The sequence below is a fragment of the Mycobacterium sp. genome (genome assembly GCF_004298145.1).
Classification (GTDB): Bacteria; Actinomycetota; Actinomycetes; order Mycobacteriales; family Mycobacteriaceae; genus Mycobacterium.
Window position 1 is genome coordinate 174,098 of sequence record NZ_SCRH01000047.1, and the last position, 25,255, is coordinate 199,352.

The following is a 25,255-nucleotide window of genomic DNA, read 5'->3' on the forward strand; positions in this document are numbered from 1 at the left end:
ATCAGGCCTCCGTCGCGATGAGTTCGGGTAGCAGCGCGGCGGGCACGGCGGTGCGGACCGCGCGAAAGCGCTCGCCGAGGCTTTTGGCTTGGGGGTCCTCGCGCAGCGAGGCCGATACACCGGTGCCCAGCAGGCCGCTGATGACGACGTTCACGGCGCGCAGGTTCGGCAGCGGATATACACGGATCTCGTGGCCCCGGAACTCCGGCAGCAGGGCGGCTAGTCGGTGTGGGGCGGTGAGATAGTCGAGCAGCGGAGCATGGCGCTCGTCGCGCACCCACAGCCCCAGGTTGGCGTTGCCTCCCTTGTCCCCGGAGCGGGCTCCCACATAGCCGCCGACGTCAATGACGGTGAGGTCGGCATCATCGCATTCATCGGCGGCCAGGGTATTCCGCGGTTGGTCGACCGCGACGGCGCGGGTACGTGTGGGAGAGGCGATGTCAACCTCGTTGCCGCCCACTTCAACCCGCGGTCGAAGCCGCGAAACGTCGATCAGCGTCGGCCAGCCCACCAAGAACTCGGCCGCGGATCCCGGCGGCGTCGTGAGGTATAGGCCCGGAAAGCTCGCGAGCGCGGTGGCCACCACCGCCGAGGAAAACTCCCGGCCCACCGCCGCGGAGTCGGGGTCGGCCACCGAGATCCTCAGGTAGCTCTGATCGTCGGGTGCCGCGGAATCCAGTTTGGCCCCGACAACTTCGACGGCAGATTCGGCGAACCGTGAGCGACCGCCGTCGATTTGGGCCCAGACGGCCCGCTCGGCCAACTCGGCCTTGGCTTTCCGGTCGATGCCGGTGATCACCAGTGTCATCGAATTGCGAAAGCCGCCCGGGTAGGTCAGCAGGGCCTTGGCCTGCGCGGGCGCGGGTTCGCCGGCGGTTGCGGAGATTTCGATCCGGTCGTCCCCGAGCTGGCGCAACTGCGTGGTGTCGAACCGGGCGACCACGTCGGGCACGGGATAGCGCGGGCCGGCGATCTCGTAGAGGAGTTGGGCGGTGACCGTGTCAACGGTGACCGCGCCGCCCGTCCCCGCGGCCTTGGTGATCACGCTGCTGCCGTCGCTGTCGATTTCGGCGATGGGAAAGCCCGGTTCGGTCAGGTCTGCGACTTCCGTGAAGAACGCGAAATTGCCCCCGGTGACCTGTGTTCCGCACTCGATGGCATGGCCCGCGACGGTGGCGCCGGCCAACGCGTCGAAGTCGTCGGCGGTCCAGCCGTGCCACCACGCGGCGGCGCCCGACACCACCGCGGCGTCGGCGACGCGCCCGGTGATCACCATGTCGGCGCCGGCCCGCAGGGCCGAGGTGATGCCGTGGCCACCGAGGTACGCGTTGGCGGCCACCACCTCCTTGCTATCCCCGATCCAGGCCTCGCCGGTGTCGAGGTGGTAAAAAGCCTCACCCGCGGAACGTAATTCGTCGATGCGCTCGGTCAGGTCGTCGCCTTCGACCACCGCAAGGGTGACGTCGATGCCGAACCGCTCGGCGATCTGGCGCACCCGATCGGCGCAGCCGCGGGGGTCGATACCGCCGGCGTTCGATACCACCTTGACACCGCGCTCGTGGCACCGACCCAACACGTGTTCCATCTGGGTGATGAACGTGCCGGCGTAGCCGGCACGTCCGCGTCGGCGGCTCTTGGCCAGGATCGACATCGTCAGCTCGGCGAGCCAGTCCCCGGTCAACACGTCGATCGGCTCACAGCCGTCGAGCAGCTGCGCGGCCGCGCTGACCCGATCGCCGAAGAAGCCGGAGCAGTTGGCAATTCGGACCGGGCGGGTGCTCATGGCCGATCCTCGAGTTCCACCAGCACCCGCCCCGCCGCGACCGACTGGCCGGCCTCCACGTGCACCCGGGTCACCGTCGCGTCGGCGTGGGCGCGGATGACGTGCTCCATCTTCATCGCTTCCACCACGACGAGCCGATCGCCGGCCGAAACGTCCTGTCCCTCGGACACATGAACTGATTGGACGGTTCCGGGCATCGGAGACGTGGGGCCACCCACGATGCTGTCGATGTTGGGCTCGGCGAATCGCGGCGCGCGGCGGAGGGTGACCTGCCCGTTGGGCCCGTTGACCCAGACGCGAACGCCCGCATCGTGCTCGAGCGGGCTATCGGTGCTGACCTGGAGCACCCGGCAGATGCCGTCAACCTCGATGCGCCATCGACCGTTGTCATGCGCCAGGCAGCGAACGGCGACGTCGGTGTCGTCCACCCGAAACGAGGGGAACGAATGGCCGGCCGCCGCGGGCGGCACGTACGAAACGCCGTATTCGGTGCCGTGATCGTCGATGACGGTCCACTGGACGGGTGGTCTGGGGGTATTGGACCAGGCGGTGGGCATGGCGAAGCGGTCCACGTCGGCGTCGACGGCGGCGACGACGGCCGCCGCGACGGCGTAGTGCGGTAGCGGCTCGGCGGCCACCAGGTCGGTGCGGCGCTCCAGCCAGTTCACCGACACGTCGCCGCTGCGATAGTCCTCATCGGACAGGATGTGCCGCAGCGCAACCACGTTGGTGGCCGGCCCATGTAGCACCAGGTCAGCCAACGCGTCATCGAGCGTGCTGATCGCCTCGGCGCGGGAACGGCCGTTGGCGATGACCTTGGTGATCATCGAGTCGTAGTACGGGCTGATCGTCACGCCGGCCGCGATGCCGTCCTCGTAACGAACGCCGTTGTCGTGAGGGTGGGAGTAGCGATGGACGCAACCGATGCTGGGCAGCCAACCCGTGTGCGGGTCCTCGGCGCACACCCGGGCCTGGATCGAGTGGCCGGTGAATGTCACGTTGGATTGGCGCAACGGCAACTTCATGCCGTCTGCGATGTCGAGTTGCAGGGCAACGAGATCGAGCCCGGTGACCTCCTCGGTGACCGTGTGCTCGACCTGCAGTCGGGTGTTCATTTCCAGGAAGAAGAATTCGTCGCCCTGAACCAGGAATTCGCAGGTGCCTGCGCCGACGTAGCCGATCTCTTCGGCCAGCCGAACCGCCGCCGCGGCCATGGTGGCCCGCAGGCCGGCGTCGACCAATACCGCCGGGCATTCCTCGAGAAGCTTTTGGTGCCGGCGCTGCACCGAGCATTCGCGATCGCCGAGGTGCAGCACGTTGCCATGCGCGTCACCGAAGATCTGAATCTCAACGTGCCGCGGGCCGGTCAGGAATCGTTCGAGGAAGACCGTGGCGTCACCGAACGCCGCGCTGGCCTCCCGCTGCGCGGAGGTCACGGCGTGTTCCAGGTCCTCGGCGGATTCGACCAGACGGATCCCTCGCCCGCCGCCGCCGGCACTTGCCTTGACCAGCAACGGATAACCGACACGGTCGGCGAGGTCAAAAAGATCGTCGGTGGCGTCGGTCGTGATCACGGCGTCGGGCAGCACAGGAACGGACGCTTTGCGGGCGAGTTCCTTGGCGCGCACCTTCGACCCCATGGCCGCAACGCACTCCGGCGGCGGACCGACGAATGTCAGGCCGGCCGCGTCGACCGCCTCCGCGAACGGCGCGCTCTCGGCGAGGAATCCATAGCCCGGGTGGATAGCGTCGCAGTTGGTGCGGCGCGCGGCGTCCAGCACGGCCGATATGTCCAGATAGGTGTCCGCGGCCGATTCGCCTTGCAGCGCAACAGATTCGTCGACATCGTCGAGGTAGGGCAGCATCGCGTCGGGTTCCGAATACAGACCCACCGTGCGTATCCCGCGGCCGCGCGCCGCGCGCGCCACCCTGCTGGCCACCTCGCCGCGGTTGGCGATCAACAAACGTTGCACCACGTATCTCCTGGTCCTGTGGTCTCACGCTAAAAACGGAAGACGCCGAAGCCGGCCGGGGGACGGCCGGGCGCGGGCTGATGGTCACGCGACATGGCAAACGCCACGGTGAGTGCGGCCCGGCTGTGTCGGGGATCGATGATCCCGTCGTCCCAGCCGCGCCCGGTCGCGTACAGGGCGGTGGACTCGGACTCGATGCGGGCCTCGTCCTCGGCGCGCTGGTTCTCGTCGGCGGCCTCGTCGAACTCGCGGTTCTTCGATTCGGCCGAGCGCCGCCGCACGATGGACATGACACCGGCGAGCTGGCGGCCACCCATGACCGCGATGCGATGACTCGGCCAGGTCAGGACCAGGCGGGGGCGGTAGGCGCGGCCCGCCATCGCGTAGTTGCCCGCCCCGTAGCTCACCCCGACCATCAAGGTGACGTGCGGAACCTGGGAATTGGCAACGGCATTGATGAGCTTCGCGCCGTCCTTGATGATGCCGCCCTTTTCGGCCGCGGTGCCGACCATGAAGCCGGTGATGTTCTGGATGAACAGGATTGGCATCGAGAGCTGATTGCACAACGAGATGAACTGCGCGCCCTTCTGCGACTCGGGGGAGAACAGAATTCCGTTGTTCGCCAGGATGCCGATCGGCATGCCGTTCAGGTGGGCCCAGCCGGTCACCAGGTTCGGCCCGTAGAGGGGTTTGAACTCGTCGAACACCGAGCCATCAACGATCCGACCGATCACCTCCCGGATATCGAAAGGTGTTTTCGGGTCGTCCGGCACGACGCCCAGCAGCTCGTCGGGATCGTGTAGGGGAGCGGGACCGCCCGGCACCGGGGGCGCGGTGCCGAAGCGTGACACCACCGCCCGCGCCTGACGGATCGCGTCGGGCTCGTCGGCGGCGAGGTAGTCGGCCAAACCCGACACCCGGGCGTGCATGTCGGCACCACCAAGCTCCTGCTCGGTGACGTCCTCGTCGATGGCCATCTTGACCAGCGGCGGCCCGCCCAGAAATGCGTAGCCGCCATCCTTGACGAAGACCGTGTAGTCACTCATCCCCGGCAGGTAGGCGCCGCCGGCCGTCGAGGAACCGAAAACCAGTGACACAGTTGGTATTCCGGCCGCCGAAAGCTCGGTTAGGCGACGGAACTGTTCCCCGCCGGGAACGAAGATGTCGGCCTGCTTGTCCAGGTCGGCACCACCGGATTCGACCAGGGTCACGACCGGCAGACGGTTGGTCTCGGCGATGTCCATCGCGCGCAGGGTCCGGGTGATCGAGGTCGGCGACAGCGAGCCGCCGCGGATGGTCGGGTCGTTGGCGATGACGACGACCGCGCGACCGCACACCTCGGCGATGGCGGTGACCAGGCCACCGCCCAGCGGATCGGTGGTTCCCCAGCCCGCCAGCGGGGAGAGTTCGAGCAGGAAGCCGTGCCGGTCACACAGCAGCGCCAATCGCTCACGGACGGGGAGCTTTCCGCGGTCGCGGTGCCGCTGCACGGAAGCGGGGGAGCCGCCCTGCGCGACCTCATCTTGCAACCCCTGGATCTCGGCCAGCAACGACTCCATCCGCTGGCGCGCCCGCTGATACGGCTCCCCGGACGATGCGACTTCGGTGTCCAGAACCGGCACAGCACCTCCAAACTATTAACCTGGTTATACAAAAGGTGCGACCGCTTTGGCAAGCCGCGCCGGGATTCAGGGTTTGAGTGCAAACGCCTCGACCGCGTTGTCATGCATGAACAGCTGCTCGACCTCGGGCTTGAGCTCCAGCTCCACCAATCCGGTCATCGCCGCCTCGAACGTCAATATCGGCCAGTCGCTTGCCCAGATGCATTTCCGCTTGCCGTAGGTGCGCAGGAAATGGACGAACTGCGGCGGGTAATACTTGGGCAGATGCGCGCTGGTGTCGATCCAGACGTTGGGGTGCTTGGCGGCGACGGCGATCATTTCGTCGGTCCACGGCCAGCCGATGTGGCCGGCGATGAGCCGCAGTTCGGGAAAATCGATGGCAATCCGGTCGATGTGTCCGGGGCGCCCGGTTTCCGAGGTGTAGGTGGACGGCCCGGTGCCACCCGTCTGAATCTGCACGGTGATGTCGAGATCGGAGCAGGCCGCGTAGAGCGGGTACCACTGCGCTTCCGTAGGAATCTTGTCGAGGATGAACGGCTCCAGTTTGAGGCCCTTGAAGCCGTATTCGCCGACCAGCGCGCGCAGCGTGTGGACGGCGGACATCACGCCGTCGGGGGACCACGGGTTGACGCTGGCCACACCGATCAGCCGGTCCGAGTAGCGCCGCACCGCGTCGACGACGGCCTCGTTGGGAATGAGTGGTCCGGCCGAACACAGGGCCTTGTCGATGCCGGCCGCGTCCATCTCCTCGATCATCGTCTCGAGGGGGATGCCGCTGCGCATCCGCGCCCCATGCTCCATTCGGTCGGCCAGGGTGAAATTCCGCTGTGGCATCTTGGCCACGGCGTCGGCCGGCCAGGGTTGCACCCAGGCGTCGATGATGGGGACGCGGCTCATGGGGTTTCAACCTCTCGGCAGGCCGAGCACCCGCTCGGCGATCATCGTCTTGACAATTTCATCGGTCCCGCCGGCGATATGGAAGGCCGGTGCGGACAACAGGACCAGGCGCCAGTCGTCCAGGCCCGAGTCCCGCTGCGAGAGCCGGCCGCCCAACCGGTCGGCGAGGGCATCGGCCAGCGTGCTGACGACGCCGCCGGTGGCGAGCTTGGCCAGCGCGGCCTCCGGCCCGGGCGATTCGCCGGCGAGGATGCGCCGATGCATGCCGGTTTCGAACGCAGCCAGGGCACGTTGATCGATGACGGCGTCGATGAAGGTTTCGCGGGCCGCGCCGTCGGGCCAGCCGAGGCCGCCGGCCTGGCGCACCAATCGGCCCAGCGACCGCCCGAAACTGGAGAAGCGTTCGAAGCCGAGGGTGGTCATCGCGACCGACCAACCGCCGCCGACCTCGCCGAGCACAGCGTCGGCGGGCAGTTCGACATCGTCGAAGAACACCTCGGAGAACGACGAGCCGCCGGTCATCTGCTTAAGCGACCGGACCTCGATGCCCGGGCTCGACATGTCCACGACGAAGGCCGTAAGGCCGCGGTGGCGCGCCTGCGTGGGATCGGTTCGGGCCAACAGGTAGCCGTACTGCGCGTGCCGGGCCTCCGAGGTCCACACCTTCTGGCCGGTCACTCGCCATCCGTCGTCGGTACGGAGCGCTCGGGTGGCGACCCCGGCCAAATCGCTGCCGGCGCCGGGCTCGCTGAACAACTGACACCAGATTTCGTCGCCGCGAAGGATCGCCTCGCAGTGCCGCTTTTGCTCCGGGGTGCCGACCGAAAGCAGGGTCGGTCCGATCATTTCCAGCGTGACGCCGAAGCAGCCGCGCGGGAGGTCGTACTCCGATTCCAGGTCGGCCCAGGCCAGAGCGTACGCCGACGGCAACTCACGCCCGCCGACCTCCCGCGGCCAGGTCAGGCCCGCGAAGCCGCGGTCAAAGAGCAGCCGCTGCCAGGTGACGCAGCTGGCGCGCCACGCCTCGGGGTCCGCGATCTCCCGAAACTGGGCGAACATCGCGTCCGGAAAGCCATCGGGCCGGTACACGGCGTGGGTGTCGAGGAATTCCTTCGCCTCTTTGAGGAAAGTGTCAACCGAATCGGGCTGGGGCTCCATCACGCTCTCTACTGTCTGTCACGCTCGGCTTGGTACGTTAAATACTAACCTGGTTATATGTTAGGCCATCATCAGTTGGGAGGAGTGTTCGGTGACATCTCCGTCATCTGCTGTCAGAGCCAAGGCGGGCGCGCCCAGCCTGCTCGCGGACGGGCAGCTCGTCGTTCGCCTGGACGGCAGCCACGTCTACCCGCGCATGCAGGTGGGTGGGAAGGCGCACGGGTTGTCGAAGATCCGGGCCGCGGGATTGCCTACCCCTCCGGCTTTTACCGCGACCGTCGACGCGTGCAGGCAGTACTTCGAAGCGCCGGACGACCTGATGGCCCGGCTGTGGCCGCAGATCCGCGAGGGCATTTCCTGGCTGGAGTCCGAATCGGGGCACACCTTCGGGCGCGGCCCGGTGCCCCTGCTGCTCTCGGTGCGCAGCGGTGCGCCGGCGAGCATGCCGGGCATGATGGACACGGTGTTGAACCTCGGCATCAACGACGAGGTCGAGCGAATTCTCGCCGAAAAGTGCGGCGCCGAGTTCGCCCGGGACACGCATCGGCGGTTCCGGGAGCTGTTCGGTCAGGTGGTCGGGCTGACCGGGGACCGTATTCCTACCGATCCGTACGGCCAGCTGCGTGCGGCGGTCACCGCGGTATTCGATTCGTGGAACTCCGAGCGTGCCGTGTCCTATCGGCGCCACCACAAGCTCGAGGGAAAGATGGCCGGCACGGCAGTCACGGTGCAGGCCATGGTGTTCGGCAATCTCGATGAGCGCTCGGGCACCGGGGTTTTGTTCAGCCGGAATCCTCTCACCGGCGAGGCCCAACCCTACGGTGAGTGGCTGCCTCGCGGGCAGGGCGAGGATGTCGTCAGCGGGAAATTCGACCCGCTGCCACTGACCGCGCTCGCCGAGCAGCACCCCGACATCCATCGTCAGCTGCTGGAGGCGGCGTCCTGGCTCGAGGTGGACGGCGCCGATGTCCAGGACATCGAGTTCACCGTCGAGGCGGGCAAGCTCTACCTGCTGCAGACGCGTGCGGCGAAAAGGTCGGCGAAGGCCGCGGTGGCCATCGCCGTTGCCTTGCAGCGCGAGGCCCTCATCACCGTCGAGGAGGCCCTGGCGCGAGTCAGCCCGACCCAGATCGACGTGCTGCTCACCCCTGTCATCGAGCCCGCGGCGCTGGCCGAGGCGACCGTGGTCGCCTCCGGACTGCCCGCCTGTCCCGGCGTGGGCGCGGGCCGCGTGGTCGGCGACAGCGACGCCGCCGAGGACGCGGCGGATGAGGACGAGAACGTTGTGCTCGCCCGCGAAACCACCAGTCCCGATGATGTGAGCGGCATGATCGCCGCGCAGGCGGTGATCACCGAACAGGGTGGGTCCACCTCCCACGCCGCGGTGGTGAGCAGGGAATTGCACACCCCGTGCGTCGTCGGGTGCGGGCTGGGTAGCCTGCGCGGATTGGCCGGAACCGAAGTCACCGTCGACGGCGGTACCGGCAACGTCTACGCGGGGCTGCTGCCGCTGACCCAGCCATCTGAAAGCGCCGATGCGGACATGGCCGCCCTGCTCGCGTGGGCACGTGAGCGCAGCCCCGTGGAAGTGGTGCCCGAACCGAGCCCCGACCTACCGCGGGTCGACCATCGGGATCCCGCAGCCGTTTTTCAGGCCGTCGGTGTGGGCGCCTCGGCCGTGACCGCGGAACATCCCCTGCCGGTCTTGCTTATGATTTTGGAACGGCAGCGCAACGCCGGTGGCGGCTTTCGCTAACCTGGATTCCTATTTAGATGCAACAATAAATTCGTGTACCCCGACAGTGAGGCCATATCGCACCCCACCGCGGGCCAGCTTGTGGCTGACAACATCCGCCGCAAGATCATCCTCGGTGAGTTCCGCGATGGCGATTTTCTGCCGAACGAGGGCCAGCTCCTCACCCAATATGGCGTGTCGCGCCCCGTGTTGCGCGAAGCTATCCGCATCCTGCAGTCCGAATCGCTATTGACCATCCGGCGCGGCAGCAAGGGTGGCGCCCGTGTGAACGCGCCGCGGCCAGACCCGGTGGCGCGCCAGGCTGGCGGACTGTTGCAGTACGGGCACACAACGGTTTTCGATGTGTTCCGGGCGCGTGCCATCATCGAGCCGCCGGCGGTACGGCTGCTCGCCGAGAACGTCACCCCGCTGACGGTGCAGCGGCTACGCGAGGCGCTGGAGCAGGAAGCCGGCGCCATCAACGACCCGCGCCGGTGGGGGAAGACGCACGCCGAATTTCATACGTTGGTAGTGGAACTCTCCGGCAGCAACACACTGGCCCTGTTCGCGCACATCATGGCTGAGATCACGACGGCCCACACCGAGGCGGTGTGGAAGCACGCGACCGATGACGCGGAAAAGCGCGCTGCGGCCGAGTTGGCGCATCGCGTGCACCGCAAGTTGGTTCGCCTGGTCGAGGACGGCAAGGCTGCCGACGCCGAACTGTTGTGGCGCCGGCACCTGGAGGAGACCACCGAGAAGATGCTCGACAACCAGGGACAGCGAGAACTGCTTGACCTGATCGGCTGACCCGCGGGGAAACTATTCTATGTAACCTGGTTATACTATTCTTCGGCCGTGCTGAAGGAGAGTGACGTGAGCGCCGAGCTGCTTGAAGATCTGAGGACAACCACCCGTCGGGCGTTGAGTGCGGGCAGCGGCGATGTGGTTGATGAGCTGGGCCTCGTCGGGTTGCTCGTCGATTCCGATCTCGGCGGGCTCGGCATGGGTGATCAGGAGATGGCCCTGGTCGGCACGGAACTGGGTCGCGCGCTGTCCCCGTCCAGCTTTCTGCCGACCGCCGTGCTCGCCACCACCCTGTTGATTCACGCCGAGACAAAGGCGGCGGCCGAGAGTCTGGCCGGCGTGATGGCCGGTGACACCCGCTGCGGCGTTGCGCTCGCGGATTCCAATGCGTCGTGGGCGGGTTCGCAGCGCTCGCGGGCCCCGGTCACGGCCGTCGCGTCCGACGGCGGCTGGTTGCTCAACGGGACCGTTTGGGGCTTGTCGACGCCGGCCCAGCCGGATTCGATGTTGACGGTAGCTTCCATCGACGGGAACGCGGTGCTGTTCGCGGTGGCCGGTGAGCATCTTTACGTCACGCCGGCGGATCAACTCGACGCTTCGCGCGGGCTGGTTGAGCTGACGTTGTCCGACGTTCCTGCCCGACTACTGGCCGACAATGCCTCCGCCGCAAGAGCTTTCGGTGAGGCCTACCGGCGCGGGCTGCTGGCGGTCGGTGCCGAGCAAGTCGGGGTGGCGCGCGCATCGTTGGACTTGGCGGTGGAATACGCGAAGACCCGGAGTCAGTTTGGCTCACCGGTCGGCTCGTTCCAGGCGATCAAGCATCGTTGCGCCGAGGTGTTGCTCGACGTGGAGCTTGCGGATGCGGTCGTCGATCAAGCCGTGCACAGCGGGACGTCGGTCGATGCCGAGTTGGCGTTCACCGTCGCCACCCGCGCCGCGCTGGCGGCCACCGAAGCGTGCATTCAGATCCACGGTGGCATCGGATTCACGTGGGAACATCAGGCCCATCGATACCTGCGCCGCGCGCGGGTCAATGCCACGCTGCTGGGTCCGTCGGCGGTCCACCGCGGTGCGATTGCCGCGTCGGCCGGCCTGAACACCGCTGAGGGGGGACAGCGGTGATCGGCGAACTGACCGTGCTGCGCATCGTCGCGATCAAGGGCCGGGTGTCCGCCGACGCGGTGGCCGGCAGCCTCGACGCCGAGCCCGCGGCCGTGCAGCAGGCGCTGGACGGATTCGTCGAGTCCGAGCTGATCAAGTCCACGCCGATGGGCTTCCGCATCGCACCGGCCGGTCGCGCGCGGTGCGCCGAACTCGTCGCCGCCGAACACCGGGCCGCCGATCAATCGGCGGTGACGCAGATCTATGAGACCTTCTGCGAGCACAATGACGAACTCAAGGCCGTCGTCACCGACTGGCAGACGCGCGGGCCCGATCAGCCGAACGACCACACCGACGAAGACTACGACCGCGGCGTGATCGATCGCTTGCTTGCGTTGCACAAGAACGTTATTCCGCTCGCCGACCAGATCGCCGAAGTGGCCCCACGGCTGGCTCATTACAAGAACCGCTTGCAGCGCGCCGCCGACGCGGTGGCCGCGGGCGACCACACCTACGTCGCGCGGCCGATCCTGGACAGCTACCACACCGTGTGGTTCGAACTCCACGAAGACCTCATCGGATTGGCCGGGTTGACCCGGGCCGGTGAAGCCGCGGCGGGGCGCGGCGCGTGAGCGTCGTTCAGGTTGAACGGCAGGGCGGCGTCGCCCGATTGCTGTTGGACTCGCCGGCGAACCGAAACGCGCTATCGGCACGGCTGCGCTCCGAGTTGTACACGGCGCTGCGCGAGGCCATGGCGGACGGCGACGTCCGCAGTATTGTGTTGGGCCACACCGGAACCGTGTTCTGTTCGGGCGCCGACCTGAAGGAGGCCCGCAGCGGGCCACCGGCCCCCGAAACGCCGACGGTGCCGCAAATCCTGGCCGAGATCTGGGGCTCACCCAAACCCGTCATCGCCGCACTCGGTGGCGTGGCCCGTGCCGGGGGGCTGGGCCTGGTTGCCGCGTGTGACATCGTCATCGCGAGTAGTGCAATCAGCTTCGCGTGCACCGAGGTTCGGATCGGTGTGGTGCCCGCGGTGATATCGGCCGTGATGGCACCGAGAATGAGCGCCGCGGCGCTGCATCAGCTCTTCCTCACCGGCTTGCCGGTCAGCGCCCAGTGGGCACAACGGGCGGGGTTGGTCGATCTGGTCGTCGAGCCCGATGAACTCGGCGATGAATTGCGCCGTGTAACAGACGCGTTCGGACTTGCGGCGCCGGGCGCGCTGGCGGCCACCAAACAGCTGACCCGAAGCGAGGCCGCCATCGCCGAGTTGCGGGCGGAGCTTGCCGAGCTCGAACGGCTGTCGGCTCATTACTTCGCATCTGAGGAAGGCCGCGAGGGCCTGGCCGCGTTCGCGGAGAAGCGCAGTCCCAACTGGGCGCGCTGAAGCGCTGATACCGTTGCGCCGTGGCCCCAACCATCGCATTTATCCACGGAGGTTTGCACGACGGTCGCTGCTGGGCCGAAACGGTTGACGCTCTTCGTGTCCTTCTTCCCGACGTCGCCGCCATCAGTGTCGACCTACCCGGTCGATCCGATGGCCCCGGAGATTTGGCGTCACTCACGATCGAAGACTGTGTGCATTCGGTGACGAAGCAGATCATAGAGCGCACCGACGGCGAGACCGTTGTCCTGGTGGGGCATTCACTGGCCGGTGTGCTGCTGTCCGGGGTTGTGCAGGGGCTGGGGATCCAGCGGGTGGCGGAGGTGATTCTCGTGGCGTGTTGCGTGCCGCCGACGGGGGCATCGGTCTTGGACACACTGCCCTCGGTGATGAAGCCCGTGGTGGGGCGCTTCGCCAGAAACTCGCCAGTGCTCTACAAGTTTCCGCCGGGGTGGACGCGTCATTTCTTCGGCAACCGCGCGACCCGCGTGCAACGCACCCGGATCAAAGCCGGGCTGGTGCCGGAAAGCTCGGCGCTGATAACCGAACTCGTCACGGCGAGCTGGCCGCGGTCGGTCCGCAAGAGTTGGGTGCTCACCCAACGGGACCGGGCTTTACCTCCGAGCAAGCAACGCGGTTTCATTCGTAACGTGGGCGGTGTCGACAAGCTCGTCACGATCGACGCCGGCCACGAAGTGATGTTCACCCATCCCAGGGAGCTGGCGAATGTGATTGTGGGCTTGGTAGACCGGTGATGTGGCTATTGGTTGGGCCCCGAGTGCGTCAACGGAATTGGGAGGTACGGTGAGGGGCACGCGTAATGCGTGCCCGGCCCGCACTGACCGGCAATCAGCCAGCTCGGAATGCCGGCCGGCATGGGGTCAGCCTGGAACGTCGTCCAGATCATCAGGACGTTGTACACGCCGTAAACGATGTTCATGAGCGCCACGACAGCCAGCACTCGTACTACGCCCTGCCACGTCCGGCTTTGCAGCCTCTCGACGCCCTGCTCGATGAAGGTATGCCCTTTGTCGTCGCGGAAGTAGTAGAGGATGCCCGCCACCGCCCAGACCGGCCCCCAGAAGATCGACTCGTAAACCGGGAACTGCCAGCGGGTTCCGCCCCACACCGAGAACGCGTGGACGGCCGCCGGATAGGCGTAGAGCCCGACCCGAATGAAAACCAACTCCACGAGAAGATCGAGAAGTATCGCCGCGACCACCCCCACGGCAACCAGGCCTGCGACCGAGATACCGGGAAAACGCCGCCTGGTTCGGCGCATCGAGCCTGCCACGAACAAACCCGCCAGCATGATGCCGTAGATGTACGCGGCACCCATGCACAGCAGCGGTTCCGGCAGCCTCGAGGCAGTGGGGTTGATGGCTCCCGGAAGATATCCCGTCCAACTGCTCATGTTGACGAAGTACGCGTTGTAGAAAAAACCCGGCCGGCCCCAACCGATCCCGGGATCTTGCCACCACAGCGTCGCGAAGGCGACGATGAGCACCGCTTGCGTGGAGGGCCGCCCCTCGCGCCGCGATGTCCGCCAGGCCCGCCAAGCCATGAAGAGGGCGAGCGCGACGCCCCCGACTTCCATGACACGAACCCCGAGGAGGGTGTGGGTCGGGACCGGATCGCTGCCCACGTCGGCGCGCCGGAAATCGTCCGAGATGATCCACCGCGCAAAGACCCAAACCTCAACCGCGAGTATCAGTCCGCCGAGGGCCGCGAACCATACAATCGGCCGGGGTCGTTTGGCGGCAAGTCCTTCGGCCGGTTGCCGCGGGCGCAGGGTGGTGGCCATGCGCGCCTCCTACGGTCCAATGGCCAAACTGTACACACGTGTACAGTTTGGGGTCAACGGTATTTTCGATCGAAGGCGGTCCGATGGCGCGACGGGGACGCGACGACTATTACGAGGCCGCCTTGGAAATCCTTGAAGAGCAAGGGTTTCTCGCGCTGACGGCGTCAGCGCTCTGTGACTGGATGAACATCACGAGGGGCGCCTTCTACCATCATTTCGACAGCTTTGACGAGTTCCTGGACGGCTTGCTGGCGTTCTGGGAACTGCATTACAGCCATGAGCTCATCAACGAATCGGTGGCGATCGAAGACGTGGCCGCGATGCTCAAACGCGAGACGGAGATGGTGTCGTCGTTGCGGCACGGCGCCGAGATTGCGATTCGCGCCTGGGGCGCGACTGATGCCCGAGTGGCCAGCGCCCAGAAGCGTGTCGATCGGGTGCGTCACGACGGTCTTCGGCTCGCCTTTGAGCGGCGCAACATCTCGGCGACCGCCTCAAGTTTTTATGCCGACCTTGCGTTGAACACGTTGATCGGGGCTCAGATGCGCGGTGCGAGCCGTCGGCAAGTCAAAGTGCTCTTCGAGAGGCTTAGCCGGTTGATACTTGCTGCCAGCCAAGCCGATATTTTTCAGCAGTAGGGACTAAGCGGCCAGGAACTCGAGCAATGCGCCCACGTAGGACGCTCCCTCTTCCAGAAACGGGGCGTGCCCACTCTGTTCGAAGGTCATCAGCTTGCCGTTGGTGAGTAGTTGTGCTGCGCAGCTTGAGATTTCATAGGGCACAAAAGTGTCATGGCGGCCGTGGATCAGGAGCGTCGGCACCGTGAGCGCGGCCATTTGGGCTCGCTGGTCGATCTCGAACAAATTTGCGTACGAGACAGCCGATGCCACGCCGGACTGCATCCACTGTTGCCAAGCCCATTGCACGACATGCGGACTCACCGCTTGATGAAACAACGACTCCGCCATTTGCCAGTAGAAGCCGATGCGGTCGTCGTTGATAGCCTGCAGAACGGATTCGGCCATCCCCTCGGGAAAGCCAACCGGCCAGTCGCTGTCCTGCACCATCCGCGGCGTCGCGCCGCCGGTGATGACCAGCCGCGTCAACCTATCGCCAAGGCGTGCGGCCGCGTCGATCGCCACGGCACCGCCAAGCGACCAGCCCACCAGAGCGAAGCGGTCGAGTCCACACGCGTCGGCGACCGAGATGACGTCGCCTCCGAGGTGGGCGATCGAAACGTCGCGGAAATCGGGATCGGAGTCGCCACACGCGCGTTGGTCGAAGGTGACGACCTCGTGGCCGGCTGACAGCAGGGCCGGCACAACGCGATCCCAATTCCGGTGGTTCCAGCCGCCGCCGTGCACCAGCAGCACGGGATGCCCAAGACCGGGACCGTAGTGCTGCACGGCCAAACTGTGCTCGCCCTCGACATAAACACGCGTCATCCGCTAATACCTCCATTGATTCGCCTGGCCATGAAAAGTATTGAGATCCGTTGACTGGTCACCGATCACCCAAAATTTCGGCTTCCACGTGACCGAGGTGCGCGGCCATCTCGCGCACGGCTGCCTCCTCGTCGCCAGAGGCGACCGCTTCGGCGATGCGCGCGTGCTCCGCGTAGGTGGCCTCGGCGCGCTGCTCGGCATGTTGCTGCGCAACGTAATTCACCGACAGGTGCGTCAACGCCTCGATGAACAACAGCAGCGCCGGATTCCCGGTGATTTCGGCGATGACGATGTGCACGTTGTTCGGTCCGATGTCACGCACGTGGTCGCTGGGCGTCTTTTGCTCCTCGGCGACTGCTGCCCGCAACCGGTCGGCCCACACGTTGTTGATCCGGCGAGCCGCCAGCCGCACGCACGTCAGTTCGACCTCGCACTTGGCCTCCAAGATGTGCTCGCCGCTGACGTTACGGCTAGCGAGGTACATCTCGAGGGCGTGCGCGGTCGTCGTGGCTTCGGGGCTGGTGATCACCAGGCCGCCGCCGCGTCCCATCCGCATCTTCGCGATCCCTTGTTGCTCGAGGATGCGTGTCGCCTCGCGCAAGACGTTGCGCCCCACGCCGAAGCGCTTGATCAGCTCGGACTCTGAGCCGAGATTGGTTCCCTCGACCCAGTTGGACTCTTGGATCTCCTCGGTGAGCTTCGATACCAGCGACTGGGCCACGCGGGTACCGTCCACCGATCGATTTCGGCCGGAGGAATTCATGCCGTGATCGTCCGACAAAGCTGGCCGCCCGGGCAATCCGGCACCGGGTCGCGCGACCGCGGACGAGAAAATCTGATTTTCACCCTGGCACTCCTACTTGACGTAGGTCACACTCTACCGCAAAAGTAGGTCCCTACTTAATGAGTTGTCTAAGACCGCATGGAACCTCACGTGGTGCCCGACCTAAGGAGCCGACATGACTGCGCTGAAGTACAAGCTGTTCAGCGTCGATGATCACATCGTCGAACCGCCGAACGTCTGGACCGGACGCGTACCGAGCAAGTACGGCGACCAGATCCCGCACGTGATCGAAGAAGACGGGCGCCAGTTCTGGGTGTGGGAAGGCGAGAAGATCCCCCAGATGGGGCTCAACGCCGTCGCCGGCAAACCGCAAGAGGAATGGAACACCGAGCCAGTGCGCTACACCGACATGCTCCCGGGTTGTTATGACCCGACCGAACGCGCCAAGGACATGCGCAACGACGGAATTCTGGCTTCGTTGTGCTTCCCGACGCTGACCGGGTTCGGTGGCCGGGTGCTGAACAACATCGGCGACAAGCAGTTCGCATCGTTGCTCGTTCGGGCATACAACGACTTCATCCTCGACGAGTGGTGCGCGGCCGCCCCCGACATCTACGTGCCCATGATTGCCGGACAGCTGTGGGACCCGCGGGGAATGGCCGACGAGATCCGGCGCTGCGCCGAGCGCGGTGCCCGCGCGCTGACCTTCCCTGAGGGCACCGTCTCCCTGGGACTGCCCTCGTTGTTCAGCGATTACTGGGACCCGATCTGGCAGGCCTGCGAGGAGGCCGAGGTCGTCGTCTGCATGCACATCGGGTCGAGCGGGTCACTGACCAACCCCGCGCCGGACGGTCACTTCATCATCCCGATCGCGCTGGGCAACCTGAACGCGCAGGCCGCGATGGTGACGTTCGCGATGTCGCCTGTGCCGCGCAAGTTTCCGAACATCAAGCTCGCGATCTCCGAAGGCGGCATCGGCTGGATCGCGTCGGCGTTGGAACGCGCCGACCGTCAATTCAAGAAGCACCGCCTGCACCAGCACATGGACGACCTGCTGCCGAGCGAGGTCTGGCACCGCAATATCTGGGGCTGCATGATCGACGAGCCGATCGGCCTGAAATCTCGCTACGACATCGGCGTCGACAAGATCCTGTGGGAGTGCGACTACCCGCACTGCGACAGCACCTGGCCGGACAGCCAGAAACTCGTCGAAGAGTTCCTCGGCGAGTTACCTCAGGAGGAGATCACCGCGATCACCTACGGCAACGCGGAGAAACTGTTCCGCTGGAAGATCGGCGTCGGGCCGGCCAACTGACGACCAGACAGGTAGTTGCTATGGAAACCCCAAAGATCATCTCCGTCGACGACCACGTGATCGAACCTCCCACCCTTTGGCAGGCACGCCTTCCGGAGAAGTACCGCGACATCGGGCCCCGTGTGGTCCGCAAGCAGGGTCGGATGACTTTTGCCGACGGCGCACTGAAATTCGAGGAGTCCTCGGACGCGCCGGTCGTCGACCTGTGGCTGTACGAGGACCTGGTGTGGCCGATACCTCGAGGAATGGCGCAGGTGGGTCATCTCGACGAGATGTCCGCTTCTTCGATCAACTACGACGACATCGCGCCGGGTTGCTGGCAGCAGGGGCCTCGGCTGACCGACCTGGCCGCCAACCACACCGATGGGTCGCTTTCGTTCCCGAGCTTCCCGCGGTTTTGCGGACAGACCTTCGCGGAACGTAAGGACAAAGAGCTGGCCTTGCTATGCGTTAAGGCCTACAACGACTGGATGATTGACGAGTGGTGTGCCGGAGCGGGCGCAGGGGTCCTCATCCCGTTGACGCTCATCCCGCTCTGGGACCCCGAACTGGCGGCGGCGGAAGTTCGCCGCTGCGCCGACAAGGGTTCGTTCGCCGTTGCCTTCTCGGAGAATCCCGTCCCGCTCGGGCTTCCGAGTATCCATGGGCCGCACTGGGATCCGTTCCTGCGGGCATGCGAAGAAAGCCACACAGTGATCAACATGCACATCGGCTCTTCTTCGCAGATGGCGGTCACCGCGCCCGACGCCCCGCTGGAAGCGGGAATGGCGCTCACGGCCGAGAATTCGGTGCACGCCTTCGTCGACTGGCTGACGTCGGGAGTCTTTGCGCGACGGCCGGGACTGAAAGCCGCGCTGTCCGAAGGCCAGGTCGGCTGGATGCCATTCATGATCGAGCGCCTCGACTCGGTTTGGGAGCGAAGTCACTTCTACGGCGACCGACTCCGCGACGTCTTACCCGAGCCGCCGAGCAGCTACATCGCCGGGCACCTCTACGGGTGTGTGTTCGACGACGTGGAGGGTCTGTTGCGTCGCGACGTGGTCGGCATGAGTCAGATCATGTTTGAAACCGACTATCCGCACAGCGATTCGACGTTCCCGCATTCGAGGGAAACCGCCGAAAAGCTCGTTCAGCGGGCCGGACTCGATGAGCAGGAGACCTACCAGCTGCTGCGCGGCAACGCCATCGAGTGTTTCGGGCTGGAGAGGCTGGGCTTCACAAAATGAGCGCGGAGGCACCAGACCGCCACGACGAGGAACGACTCACCAAGCGCGCCCGAGCCCCGCACAAGATCGGCGTCTGCATGGAGTTTGCCGGCGGCACGCAGGTCTTGCAGGACTTCCTCGACGGCATCCGGCTCGCACTCGATGAGGCCATCGAGCGCGGGGACATCGACCGCGACGTCGACCTGGTGGTGCGGCAGGTGCAAGGGCCGATGCGCGGCACCAGCGCACCGGTGATCAAAGCGTGGCGGGAACTCGTGCACGACGAGGACTGCCTCGCCGTGCTCGGCCCGGTGGTCACCGAGGCGAACCTTGCGCTATGTGACGAGGTCAATGAGACTGGCGTGCCAACGATCTCGTTCTGCGCCACGGCAGACTGGGCCGGTCCCTACTGCTATGCCTTGCAGAACGGCGGTTACACCGACGAGGCGCATGTGCTTGCGGGTTGGCTGGCGCATGGGGGTTGCCGGTCGGTCGCGGTATTTCGCGAGGCGGGTCTCATCGGTGAGGAATTCGGCTCCGCTTTCAAAGCGGCGGCACGGCGGCGCGGCCTGCGGATTACGGTCGACCATGAGGTCGGGCTGTTCAATACTTATGCGCCCGTGGAGCCGGCGCTGGCGATCGCGCACGCGGCCGGCACGGATGCCGTGCTGGTGCTCTCCGCATACGGTGCGCTCGCACCCGTGCAGCGTGAACTGGCGCGCGTCACGGCGGAATGGGACTGGCGCCCGCGGCTGGCACAGAACATGACCTGGGTGGGACTCACCGCGTTCGGCGCCACCGGCGACTTCGACGCCGACGCCATTCGGCAGGCATACGAGGGCTGGATCGGCCTCGACCAAATTCACGAGAACAATGAGCATTTCCAGGCCGTCCTGGACCGCTTCGAGGCCCGGTACGGCCGCCGACCCTTTCACGCATACACCGCCCTCGGGTTCGACCACGGGGCGGTCGTCGCCGATGTGCTTGCCGGCCTGCGGCCGCCATCGCCGGCCGGATTCAAGGCCGGGTTGGAGCGGATCAGGGTCAAACCTGCTTGCATCGGGGCGCCCGGCACGGTCATCAGCTTCGGGCCCCACGACAATCGCGGATACAAGGGTGAGTACATCGTGCTGCGCACGGTCCGCGATGGCGTCGAACAGCCGATGGGCCTGAGTTGGACTGACCTGGTCGCGACCGAACCGGAGATGGTGGGGACCGAGGATGGCGAGTCCGCCAGCAGCGGCATGTCCGGCGCGGGCTCCGCGTACGAGCTTGCCGGCGCTCGCGACCCGTATCGCATTGGTGTGCTGCAGGACTGGGCGTTATGGGCACCGGTGGGGGACTGGTATGCCGGTCTGACGCTGGCCTTCGAGGAAGCCTTCGAAACGGGGCTCGTCGACCGGCCGATCGAATTGGTGGTTCGCGAGGTCGAAGGTCCACCGGACGGTCAATTCGCGTCGGTCCGCAGGGCGTGGCGTGAACTGGTCGAGGACGAGATGGTGCTGGCCACCGTCGGACCGTTTATCACCGAGACCGCACGCGCGCTGCGTGACGACATCGAGCAGGCCAAGGTACCGTGCATGTCATATTGCGCCACAACTGGTTTCGATGGCGACTACACCTTCCAGTTGCCCAACGGCACCTTCGCCGACGAGACCTTCTTGGTCGCACGGCATCTGATCGAGCGCGGTGTCCGGCGCGTCGGGGTGGTCCGCGAGGACAATCCCATCGGGGACGAGTACTACTTCTACTTCCGCCAGCACGCCCAACGCCTCGGTCTCGACATCGCCAGTGACCAACTGGTGTCGCCGCGCGTCGACGACGAGGGCATGCGGGCGGCCCTGGCCAAGATCCGGTCCTCCGGTGCGGACGGTTTGGCGCACCTGGGTTACGGATTGACGTTCTACGCAATCCTGCACGGGCTCAACGAGATTGTGGGTGACTGGGATGTGCCGCGCTGCACAATCACGACCTGGGTCACCTGCAGCGGCCTGGACCAGGAACGTGGTAGTCCGGTACTGCTGAATCTGCCGGCTCCGACGGACTTGTTGGAGGGGTGGGTCGGTGTGGACCTCCCGCACGAGGGCAACCGCGTGTGGGCGGGCTTCCTCAATCGGTATACCAAACGGTTCGGGGGACCGCCGCCGGTGTGCTGTTACCCGGCCCACATGTATGACATCGGACGTGTCCTCGCAGAAGGGTTGGCGTTTGCCCGGCCGGTCAGCCCCGACGGACTGCGTCGCGGACTCGAGCGGGTACGCATGCTTCCCGCCACGATGGGAGCGCCGGGCACCGTCATTGGTTTCGGGCCGTGGGATCACCGCGGCTACAAAGGCTCGGATTACCTGGTGCTCCGCACGGTGCGCAACGGTAACGAGGGCCTCGTTGACAACCTGCTCGGTACCAAAGGGTCGTCAGAACAATGAAACTCGAACGCCGCGACGTAGACGGCTTCTTCATTGACGGTGCGATGCGTCCCGCTGCCTCCTCCGAGCGGGTGGCCGTCATTCACCCGGCCGACGAAGAAATCGTGGGGTCGGTCCCCAAGTCGACTCCCGAGGATATGGCCGCGGCGACAGCCGCCGCCAGACGCGCGTTCGATGAGGGCCCGTGGCCCCACACATCCCCGGCCGAGCGCGCCGACATGCTAATCGCCATCGCCGATGGGCTCGAGAAACGCCTCGACGACCTTGCCTGGTTGAGCACCGCCCAGAACGGCATGCCCATCACCCTCGCCCGGCAGAGCCAGGGACTGGAGCTGCTGCGCTTCTACGCCGAGATCGCCAAAGACGTGCCCTGGGAGGAGCGTCGACAAGGGCTGTCCGGTGCCGGACTAGTCCGGCGGACACCCGTGGGCGTGGCGGGGCTGATCGTTCCGTGGAACGCACCGTCGCTGTTGATGAACAAATTGCCGGCCGCGTTGATCGCCGGCTGCACCACGGTGGTCAAACCGTCGCCGGAAACTCCGCTGGATACCTATGTGTTGGCCGAAGTGCTCCAGGAAGTCGGGCTGCCGCCGGGCGTGGTGAACATCGTCGCCGGTGACGCCGCGGTGGGCCAGTATCTGGTCGACGATCGCGCGGTGGACAAGATCAGCTTTACCGGCAGCACCGAAGCCGGCCGAAAGATCATGGCCAGGCTGGCCGGCCGGATCGGCAGGGTCAGTCTGGAACTCGGCGGCAAGTCGGCCTCAATCCTGCTTGACGACGCGCCATTGGAGACTGCCCTGCCGGTCACCATGGCCGGGTCCTGCCTGAACAACGGCCAGGCGTGCATTGCGCTCTCCCGGGTGATCGCGCCACGATCTCGCTACCAAGAAGTCGTCGACACCCTGGCAGCCATGGTCGGCAGCCTTCCCGTGGGTGACCCGTTCGACGAGTCGATGTTCGTCGGTCCCGTGGTGAACGCCAAACAACGCGACCGTGCGCTGCGCTATATCGACATCGGAAAGTCGGAGGGGGCGCGGGTTGTCGTGGGTGGGGGGACCGTGCCCGGCCGCGACAAGGGATTCTGGTTGCAGCCAACGGTGCTCGCCGATGTAGGCAACGACATGCGCGTCGCGCGGGAAGAGATCTTCGCGGCGGTCATCTCGGTGATTCCCTACGACGGTGGCGATGAAGCTGCGGTGGCCATGGCCAACGACAGCCAGTACGGGCTGTCCGGCGCGGTATGGAGCGCAGATCCTCAGCGCGCGCTCGAAGTCGCCCGAAAAATACGGACCGGCACCATCACGGTCAACGGCTTCACCTATGACATCGGCCTGCCGTTCGGCGGATTCAAGCAATCCGGCATTGGGCGCGAATGGGGTCTTGAAGGGCTCGAAGGCTATATCGAATACCAGACCATCAATCTGCCAGAAGGCCTTTGAGAACAACGCATTTCCAGCGAAGGGAGCTGAACCATGACCGCCGTACCCACTGACTTCGCGGCGCTCGGAGGGCCATCCGATATCGAGGAACGGGTACGAACGTTCAGCACCTTCGCCCCTTGGGCACAGACGGATCCGGCGGGTGCCTTCGCCGAGGTGCGCGACCACGCGCGGATCGCGCACTCGGATGAGTTCGGTGGCTTCTGGATACCGACTCGTTATGAAGACATCGAATGGGTGGCCCGTCATCCGGAAATCTTCGCTAACGCCGAGGCGCTCATCCCGTATCAAAAGACCCTTCCCACCAAGGGAATTCCCCTCGAGCTCGACGGTGAAGAACACACCGCCTGGCGTCACACTCTCGCTGATTGCTTCAACCCCTCGGTGGTGAACCACTTCACCCCGCAAATCGAGCAACTCACCCAGGATCTGGTCGAAAAGGCCGCACAGGAGGAACGATTCGATTTTGCACCGAAATTCGCGGTACAGCTTCCCGCTGGCGTTTTCCTGGTGAACTTCGGTGTCGACCCGGCATCGCTGCCACAACTTCTTGAGTTCAAGAACTGGTATGTGCGTGAGGGTCTCACCGCTGACTCACCCGACCAGCTGGCCAAGGCGACCACGCCCTTGCTCGACTTTTTTCAGGGCGAGGTGGACAAGCGACGGTCCGAGGGGTTCGAAGGTCGTCGCGATGTCATCAGTCGACTGCTGGCCGGCAATTACCAGGGCAGGCCGCTCACCGACGACGAGATCATCAATGCCTCCTTCGTCACGATGATGGCCAGCCTCGACACCACCACGTCGGCGCTCAATCTGAGTTGGTTGACGCTGGCTCAGCGGCCAGATCTACGGGCGCGTGTCACCGATGAGCCCGAGCGGATCCCGCTCCTTGCTGAAGAACTGATTCGGTACCAACCGGTGCTGACGACAGCGCGGATAGTCACCCAAGAGGTCGAACTGGCGGGGGCCACACTGCGCCCGGGCGACAAGGTGCTGATGTCGTGGGGGATGGCTGGACGGGATCCGGAAGCCTACGAGCGGGTCGACGACTGCTGGTTCGATCGTCCGCCGCACCGCACGCTGGCATTCGGTGTCGGACCCCACCGCTGCCTTGGCATGCATGTTGCCCGGCGCATCATCGCCGTGGCCTTGCGCGAATGGCATTCCCGCATCCCGAATTACCGCCTGGATCCGGACAGCCCGCCGATCAGCTACTACAGCCCGGTAAGGGGAGTGATGTCTCTGCCCCTGCTCATCGGAAAGGAATGAAGCATTAATGCAAATCACCGCCGCGGTTCTTCGCAAAGCCGGTGGACCGATGTCGGTCGAAGCCCTCGATCTCGATGACCCGAGGCCTACCGAGATAATCGTCGAGATCGCCGGAACCGGTATCTGCCACACCGACTTGTCGTTCCGTGACGGTGCGTGGCCGTACCCGTTGCCGGCCGTTCTCGGCCACGAAGGTGCGGGCACCGTTGTGGCCATCGGATCGGCGGTGCGCAGCGTCAAAGTGGGTGACCCCGTCGTGCTGTCGTTCGGATTCTGCGGCGGCTGTCCGTCCTGTTTATCGGGCCGTCCGGCGAACTGCCCGGAGGCGGCGTTGATCAACATGCGCGGCACCAGAGCGGACGGAACAGTCACGTTGTCGCAGAACGGCATTGCGGTGCACGGCTTGTTCAACACGCAATCGTCTTTCGCCACTCACGTGCTCACCGAAGAGCGGTTCGCGACCAGGCTTCCCGACAGCGTGGCGCTCGAACTCGCCGGCACCCTCGGCTGCGGTGTTCCTACTGGGGCCGGATCAGTGCTGAACGTGCTGAAACCACAGCCGAATTCGACCGTTGCGGTCTTCGGGCTGGGTGCGGTAGGGCTGTCGGCGGTGGCGGCGGCCGGGCTCAGCGGGTGCTCGCGCGTTGTTGGTGTCGATCTCAATCCCGCCCGACTCAGTCTCGCGCGCGAATTCGGCGCGACGGACGTGATAGATGCCGGCGCGGGAAACGTGGTCGGCGCCATCCAAGACCTCATTCCCGGCGGGGTCGATGGCGCGATCGAGGCCAGCGGCGTCAAGCCGGTCCTGAGCGATGCCTTCATGTCCACCACACTCACCGGGACGACCGTTCTGGTGGGGGCGGCCCCGATCGGAACGACCTATGAAATCGATTCCGTGTCTTTGCTTGCCGGCCGCACGTTACGCGGTTGCACCATGGGCCTGGCCAATCCCCGCGTGTTCATTCCGCAACTGGTCCGGATGTGGGAGCGGGGGTTGCTCCCCATCGGACGGATGAGCAAGACGTTCAAGCTGAACGACGTCGAGACGGCGCTGGCCGCTGCCGCGGACGGATCGGTGGTCAAACCCGTCCTGATCCCATGA

The 25,255-nt window shown here is 65.6% G+C and carries 21 protein-coding genes; 13 read left to right on the forward strand and 8 right to left on the reverse strand.

Going from position 1 to position 25,255, the window contains the following annotated elements:
• Position 1: 1 nt before the first annotated feature.
• The 5 genes from EPN51_RS20595 to EPN51_RS20615 form a co-directional block, all read right to left on the reverse strand.
• Positions 2–1,783, reverse strand: coding sequence for an acyclic terpene utilization AtuA family protein (locus EPN51_RS20595; RefSeq protein WP_293046188.1), 1,782 nt, complete (start codon positions 1,781–1,783; stop codon positions 2–4).
• A complete protein-coding gene (locus tag EPN51_RS20600; RefSeq protein WP_293046191.1) occupies positions 1,780–3,756 on the reverse strand; it encodes a biotin carboxylase N-terminal domain-containing protein in 1,977 nt (658 codons plus the stop codon). Before EPN51_RS20600 ends, EPN51_RS20595 begins: the two co-directional genes overlap by 4 nt.
• A gap of 29 nt (positions 3,757–3,785) precedes the next feature.
• Positions 3,786–5,315, reverse strand: a complete 1,530-nt coding sequence (locus EPN51_RS20605; protein WP_293046379.1) for a carboxyl transferase domain-containing protein — start codon at positions 5,313–5,315, stop codon at positions 3,786–3,788.
• A 129-nt stretch (positions 5,316–5,444) separates the two neighbouring features.
• Entirely contained in the window at positions 5,445–6,275 is an 831-nt protein-coding gene (locus tag EPN51_RS20610; protein ID WP_293046194.1) for an amidohydrolase family protein, read from the reverse strand.
• Between the two features lie 6 nt (positions 6,276–6,281).
• Positions 6,282–7,433 carry an acyl-CoA dehydrogenase family protein gene (locus EPN51_RS20615; RefSeq protein WP_293046381.1) on the reverse strand — a complete coding sequence of 384 codons (1,152 nt, stop codon included), beginning with the start codon at positions 7,431–7,433 and terminating at the stop codon, positions 6,282–6,284.
• A gap of 91 nt (positions 7,434–7,524) precedes the next feature.
• Here EPN51_RS20615 and EPN51_RS20620 point away from each other — a divergent pair, with 91 nt between their 5' ends.
• The 6 genes from EPN51_RS20620 to EPN51_RS20645 all read left to right on the forward strand — a co-directional run bounded on the left by EPN51_RS20620 (position 7,525) and on the right by EPN51_RS20645 (position 13,218).
• On the forward strand, positions 7,525–9,189 hold the full coding sequence (locus tag EPN51_RS20620) for a pyruvate, phosphate dikinase (RefSeq protein ID WP_366509465.1): 1,665 nt from the start codon (positions 7,525–7,527) through the stop codon (positions 9,187–9,189).
• Positions 9,190–9,222: 33 nt separating this feature from the next.
• Positions 9,223–9,978 (forward strand): FCD domain-containing protein, encoded by a 756-nt coding sequence (locus EPN51_RS20625; protein ID WP_293046197.1) that lies wholly within the window; start codon positions 9,223–9,225, stop codon positions 9,976–9,978.
• 66 nt (positions 9,979–10,044) lie between these two features.
• Positions 10,045–11,097: an acyl-CoA dehydrogenase family protein gene (locus tag EPN51_RS20630; RefSeq protein ID WP_293046200.1), complete on the forward strand. Its 1,053-nt coding sequence runs from the start codon at positions 10,045–10,047 to the stop codon at positions 11,095–11,097.
• Entirely contained in the window at positions 11,094–11,708 is a 615-nt protein-coding gene (locus EPN51_RS20635; RefSeq protein WP_293046203.1) for a hypothetical protein, read from the forward strand. The genes EPN51_RS20630 and EPN51_RS20635 overlap by 4 nt, the downstream gene beginning before the upstream one ends.
• On the forward strand, positions 11,705–12,466 hold the full coding sequence (locus tag EPN51_RS20640; protein WP_293046205.1) for an enoyl-CoA hydratase-related protein: 762 nt from the start codon (positions 11,705–11,707) through the stop codon (positions 12,464–12,466). Before EPN51_RS20635 ends, EPN51_RS20640 begins: the two co-directional genes overlap by 4 nt.
• A gap of 20 nt (positions 12,467–12,486) precedes the next feature.
• On the forward strand, positions 12,487–13,218 hold the full coding sequence (locus tag EPN51_RS20645; protein ID WP_293046208.1) for an alpha/beta hydrolase: 732 nt from the start codon (positions 12,487–12,489) through the stop codon (positions 13,216–13,218).
• Positions 13,219–13,223: 5 nt separating this feature from the next.
• Here the strand turns inward: EPN51_RS20645 and EPN51_RS20650 are convergent, their stop codons facing one another.
• Positions 13,224–14,267, reverse strand: a complete 1,044-nt coding sequence (locus tag EPN51_RS20650; protein WP_293046211.1) for a spirocyclase AveC family protein — start codon at positions 14,265–14,267, stop codon at positions 13,224–13,226.
• An 83-nt stretch (positions 14,268–14,350) separates the two neighbouring features.
• Between EPN51_RS20650 and EPN51_RS20655 the strand changes: the two genes are divergently transcribed.
• Positions 14,351–14,905, forward strand: coding sequence for a TetR/AcrR family transcriptional regulator (locus EPN51_RS20655; protein ID WP_293046214.1), 555 nt, complete (start codon positions 14,351–14,353; stop codon positions 14,903–14,905).
• A gap of 3 nt (positions 14,906–14,908) precedes the next feature.
• Here the strand turns inward: EPN51_RS20655 and EPN51_RS20660 are convergent, their stop codons facing one another.
• Together EPN51_RS20660 and EPN51_RS20665 are read right to left on the reverse strand one after the other, a co-directional pair.
• The gene (locus tag EPN51_RS20660) at positions 14,909–15,640 is read right to left on the reverse strand and encodes an alpha/beta hydrolase (protein ID WP_293046216.1); all 732 of its coding nucleotides are present in this window, start codon (positions 15,638–15,640) and stop codon (positions 14,909–14,911) included.
• Between the two features lie 130 nt (positions 15,641–15,770).
• Complete coding sequence (locus EPN51_RS20665) at positions 15,771–16,433, reverse strand: FCD domain-containing protein (RefSeq protein WP_293046219.1); 663 nt, start codon at positions 16,431–16,433, stop codon at positions 15,771–15,773.
• Positions 16,434–16,671: 238 nt separating this feature from the next.
• Here EPN51_RS20665 and EPN51_RS20670 point away from each other — a divergent pair, with 238 nt between their 5' ends.
• The 6 genes from EPN51_RS20670 to EPN51_RS20695 are packed head-to-tail and all read left to right on the forward strand — an operon-like array spanning position 16,672 to position 25,255.
• Positions 16,672–17,811, forward strand: a complete 1,140-nt coding sequence (locus EPN51_RS20670; RefSeq protein WP_293046221.1) for an amidohydrolase family protein — start codon at positions 16,672–16,674, stop codon at positions 17,809–17,811.
• Positions 17,812–17,831: 20 nt separating this feature from the next.
• On the forward strand, positions 17,832–19,037 hold the full coding sequence (locus EPN51_RS20675; RefSeq protein WP_293046223.1) for an amidohydrolase family protein: 1,206 nt from the start codon (positions 17,832–17,834) through the stop codon (positions 19,035–19,037).
• Positions 19,034–21,442 carry an ABC transporter substrate-binding protein gene (locus tag EPN51_RS20680; protein ID WP_293046226.1) on the forward strand — a complete coding sequence of 803 codons (2,409 nt, stop codon included), beginning with the start codon at positions 19,034–19,036 and terminating at the stop codon, positions 21,440–21,442. The genes EPN51_RS20675 and EPN51_RS20680 overlap by 4 nt, the downstream gene beginning before the upstream one ends.
• The gene (locus EPN51_RS20685; protein WP_293046228.1) at positions 21,439–22,884 is read left to right on the forward strand and encodes an aldehyde dehydrogenase; all 1,446 of its coding nucleotides are present in this window, start codon (positions 21,439–21,441) and stop codon (positions 22,882–22,884) included. The genes EPN51_RS20680 and EPN51_RS20685 overlap by 4 nt, the downstream gene beginning before the upstream one ends.
• 33 nt (positions 22,885–22,917) lie before the next feature.
• Positions 22,918–24,153 carry a cytochrome P450 gene (locus tag EPN51_RS20690; RefSeq protein ID WP_293046231.1) on the forward strand — a complete coding sequence of 412 codons (1,236 nt, stop codon included), beginning with the start codon at positions 22,918–22,920 and terminating at the stop codon, positions 24,151–24,153.
• 7 nt (positions 24,154–24,160) lie between these two features.
• On the forward strand, positions 24,161–25,255 hold the full coding sequence (locus tag EPN51_RS20695; protein WP_293046234.1) for an NAD(P)-dependent alcohol dehydrogenase: 1,095 nt from the start codon (positions 24,161–24,163) through the stop codon (positions 25,253–25,255).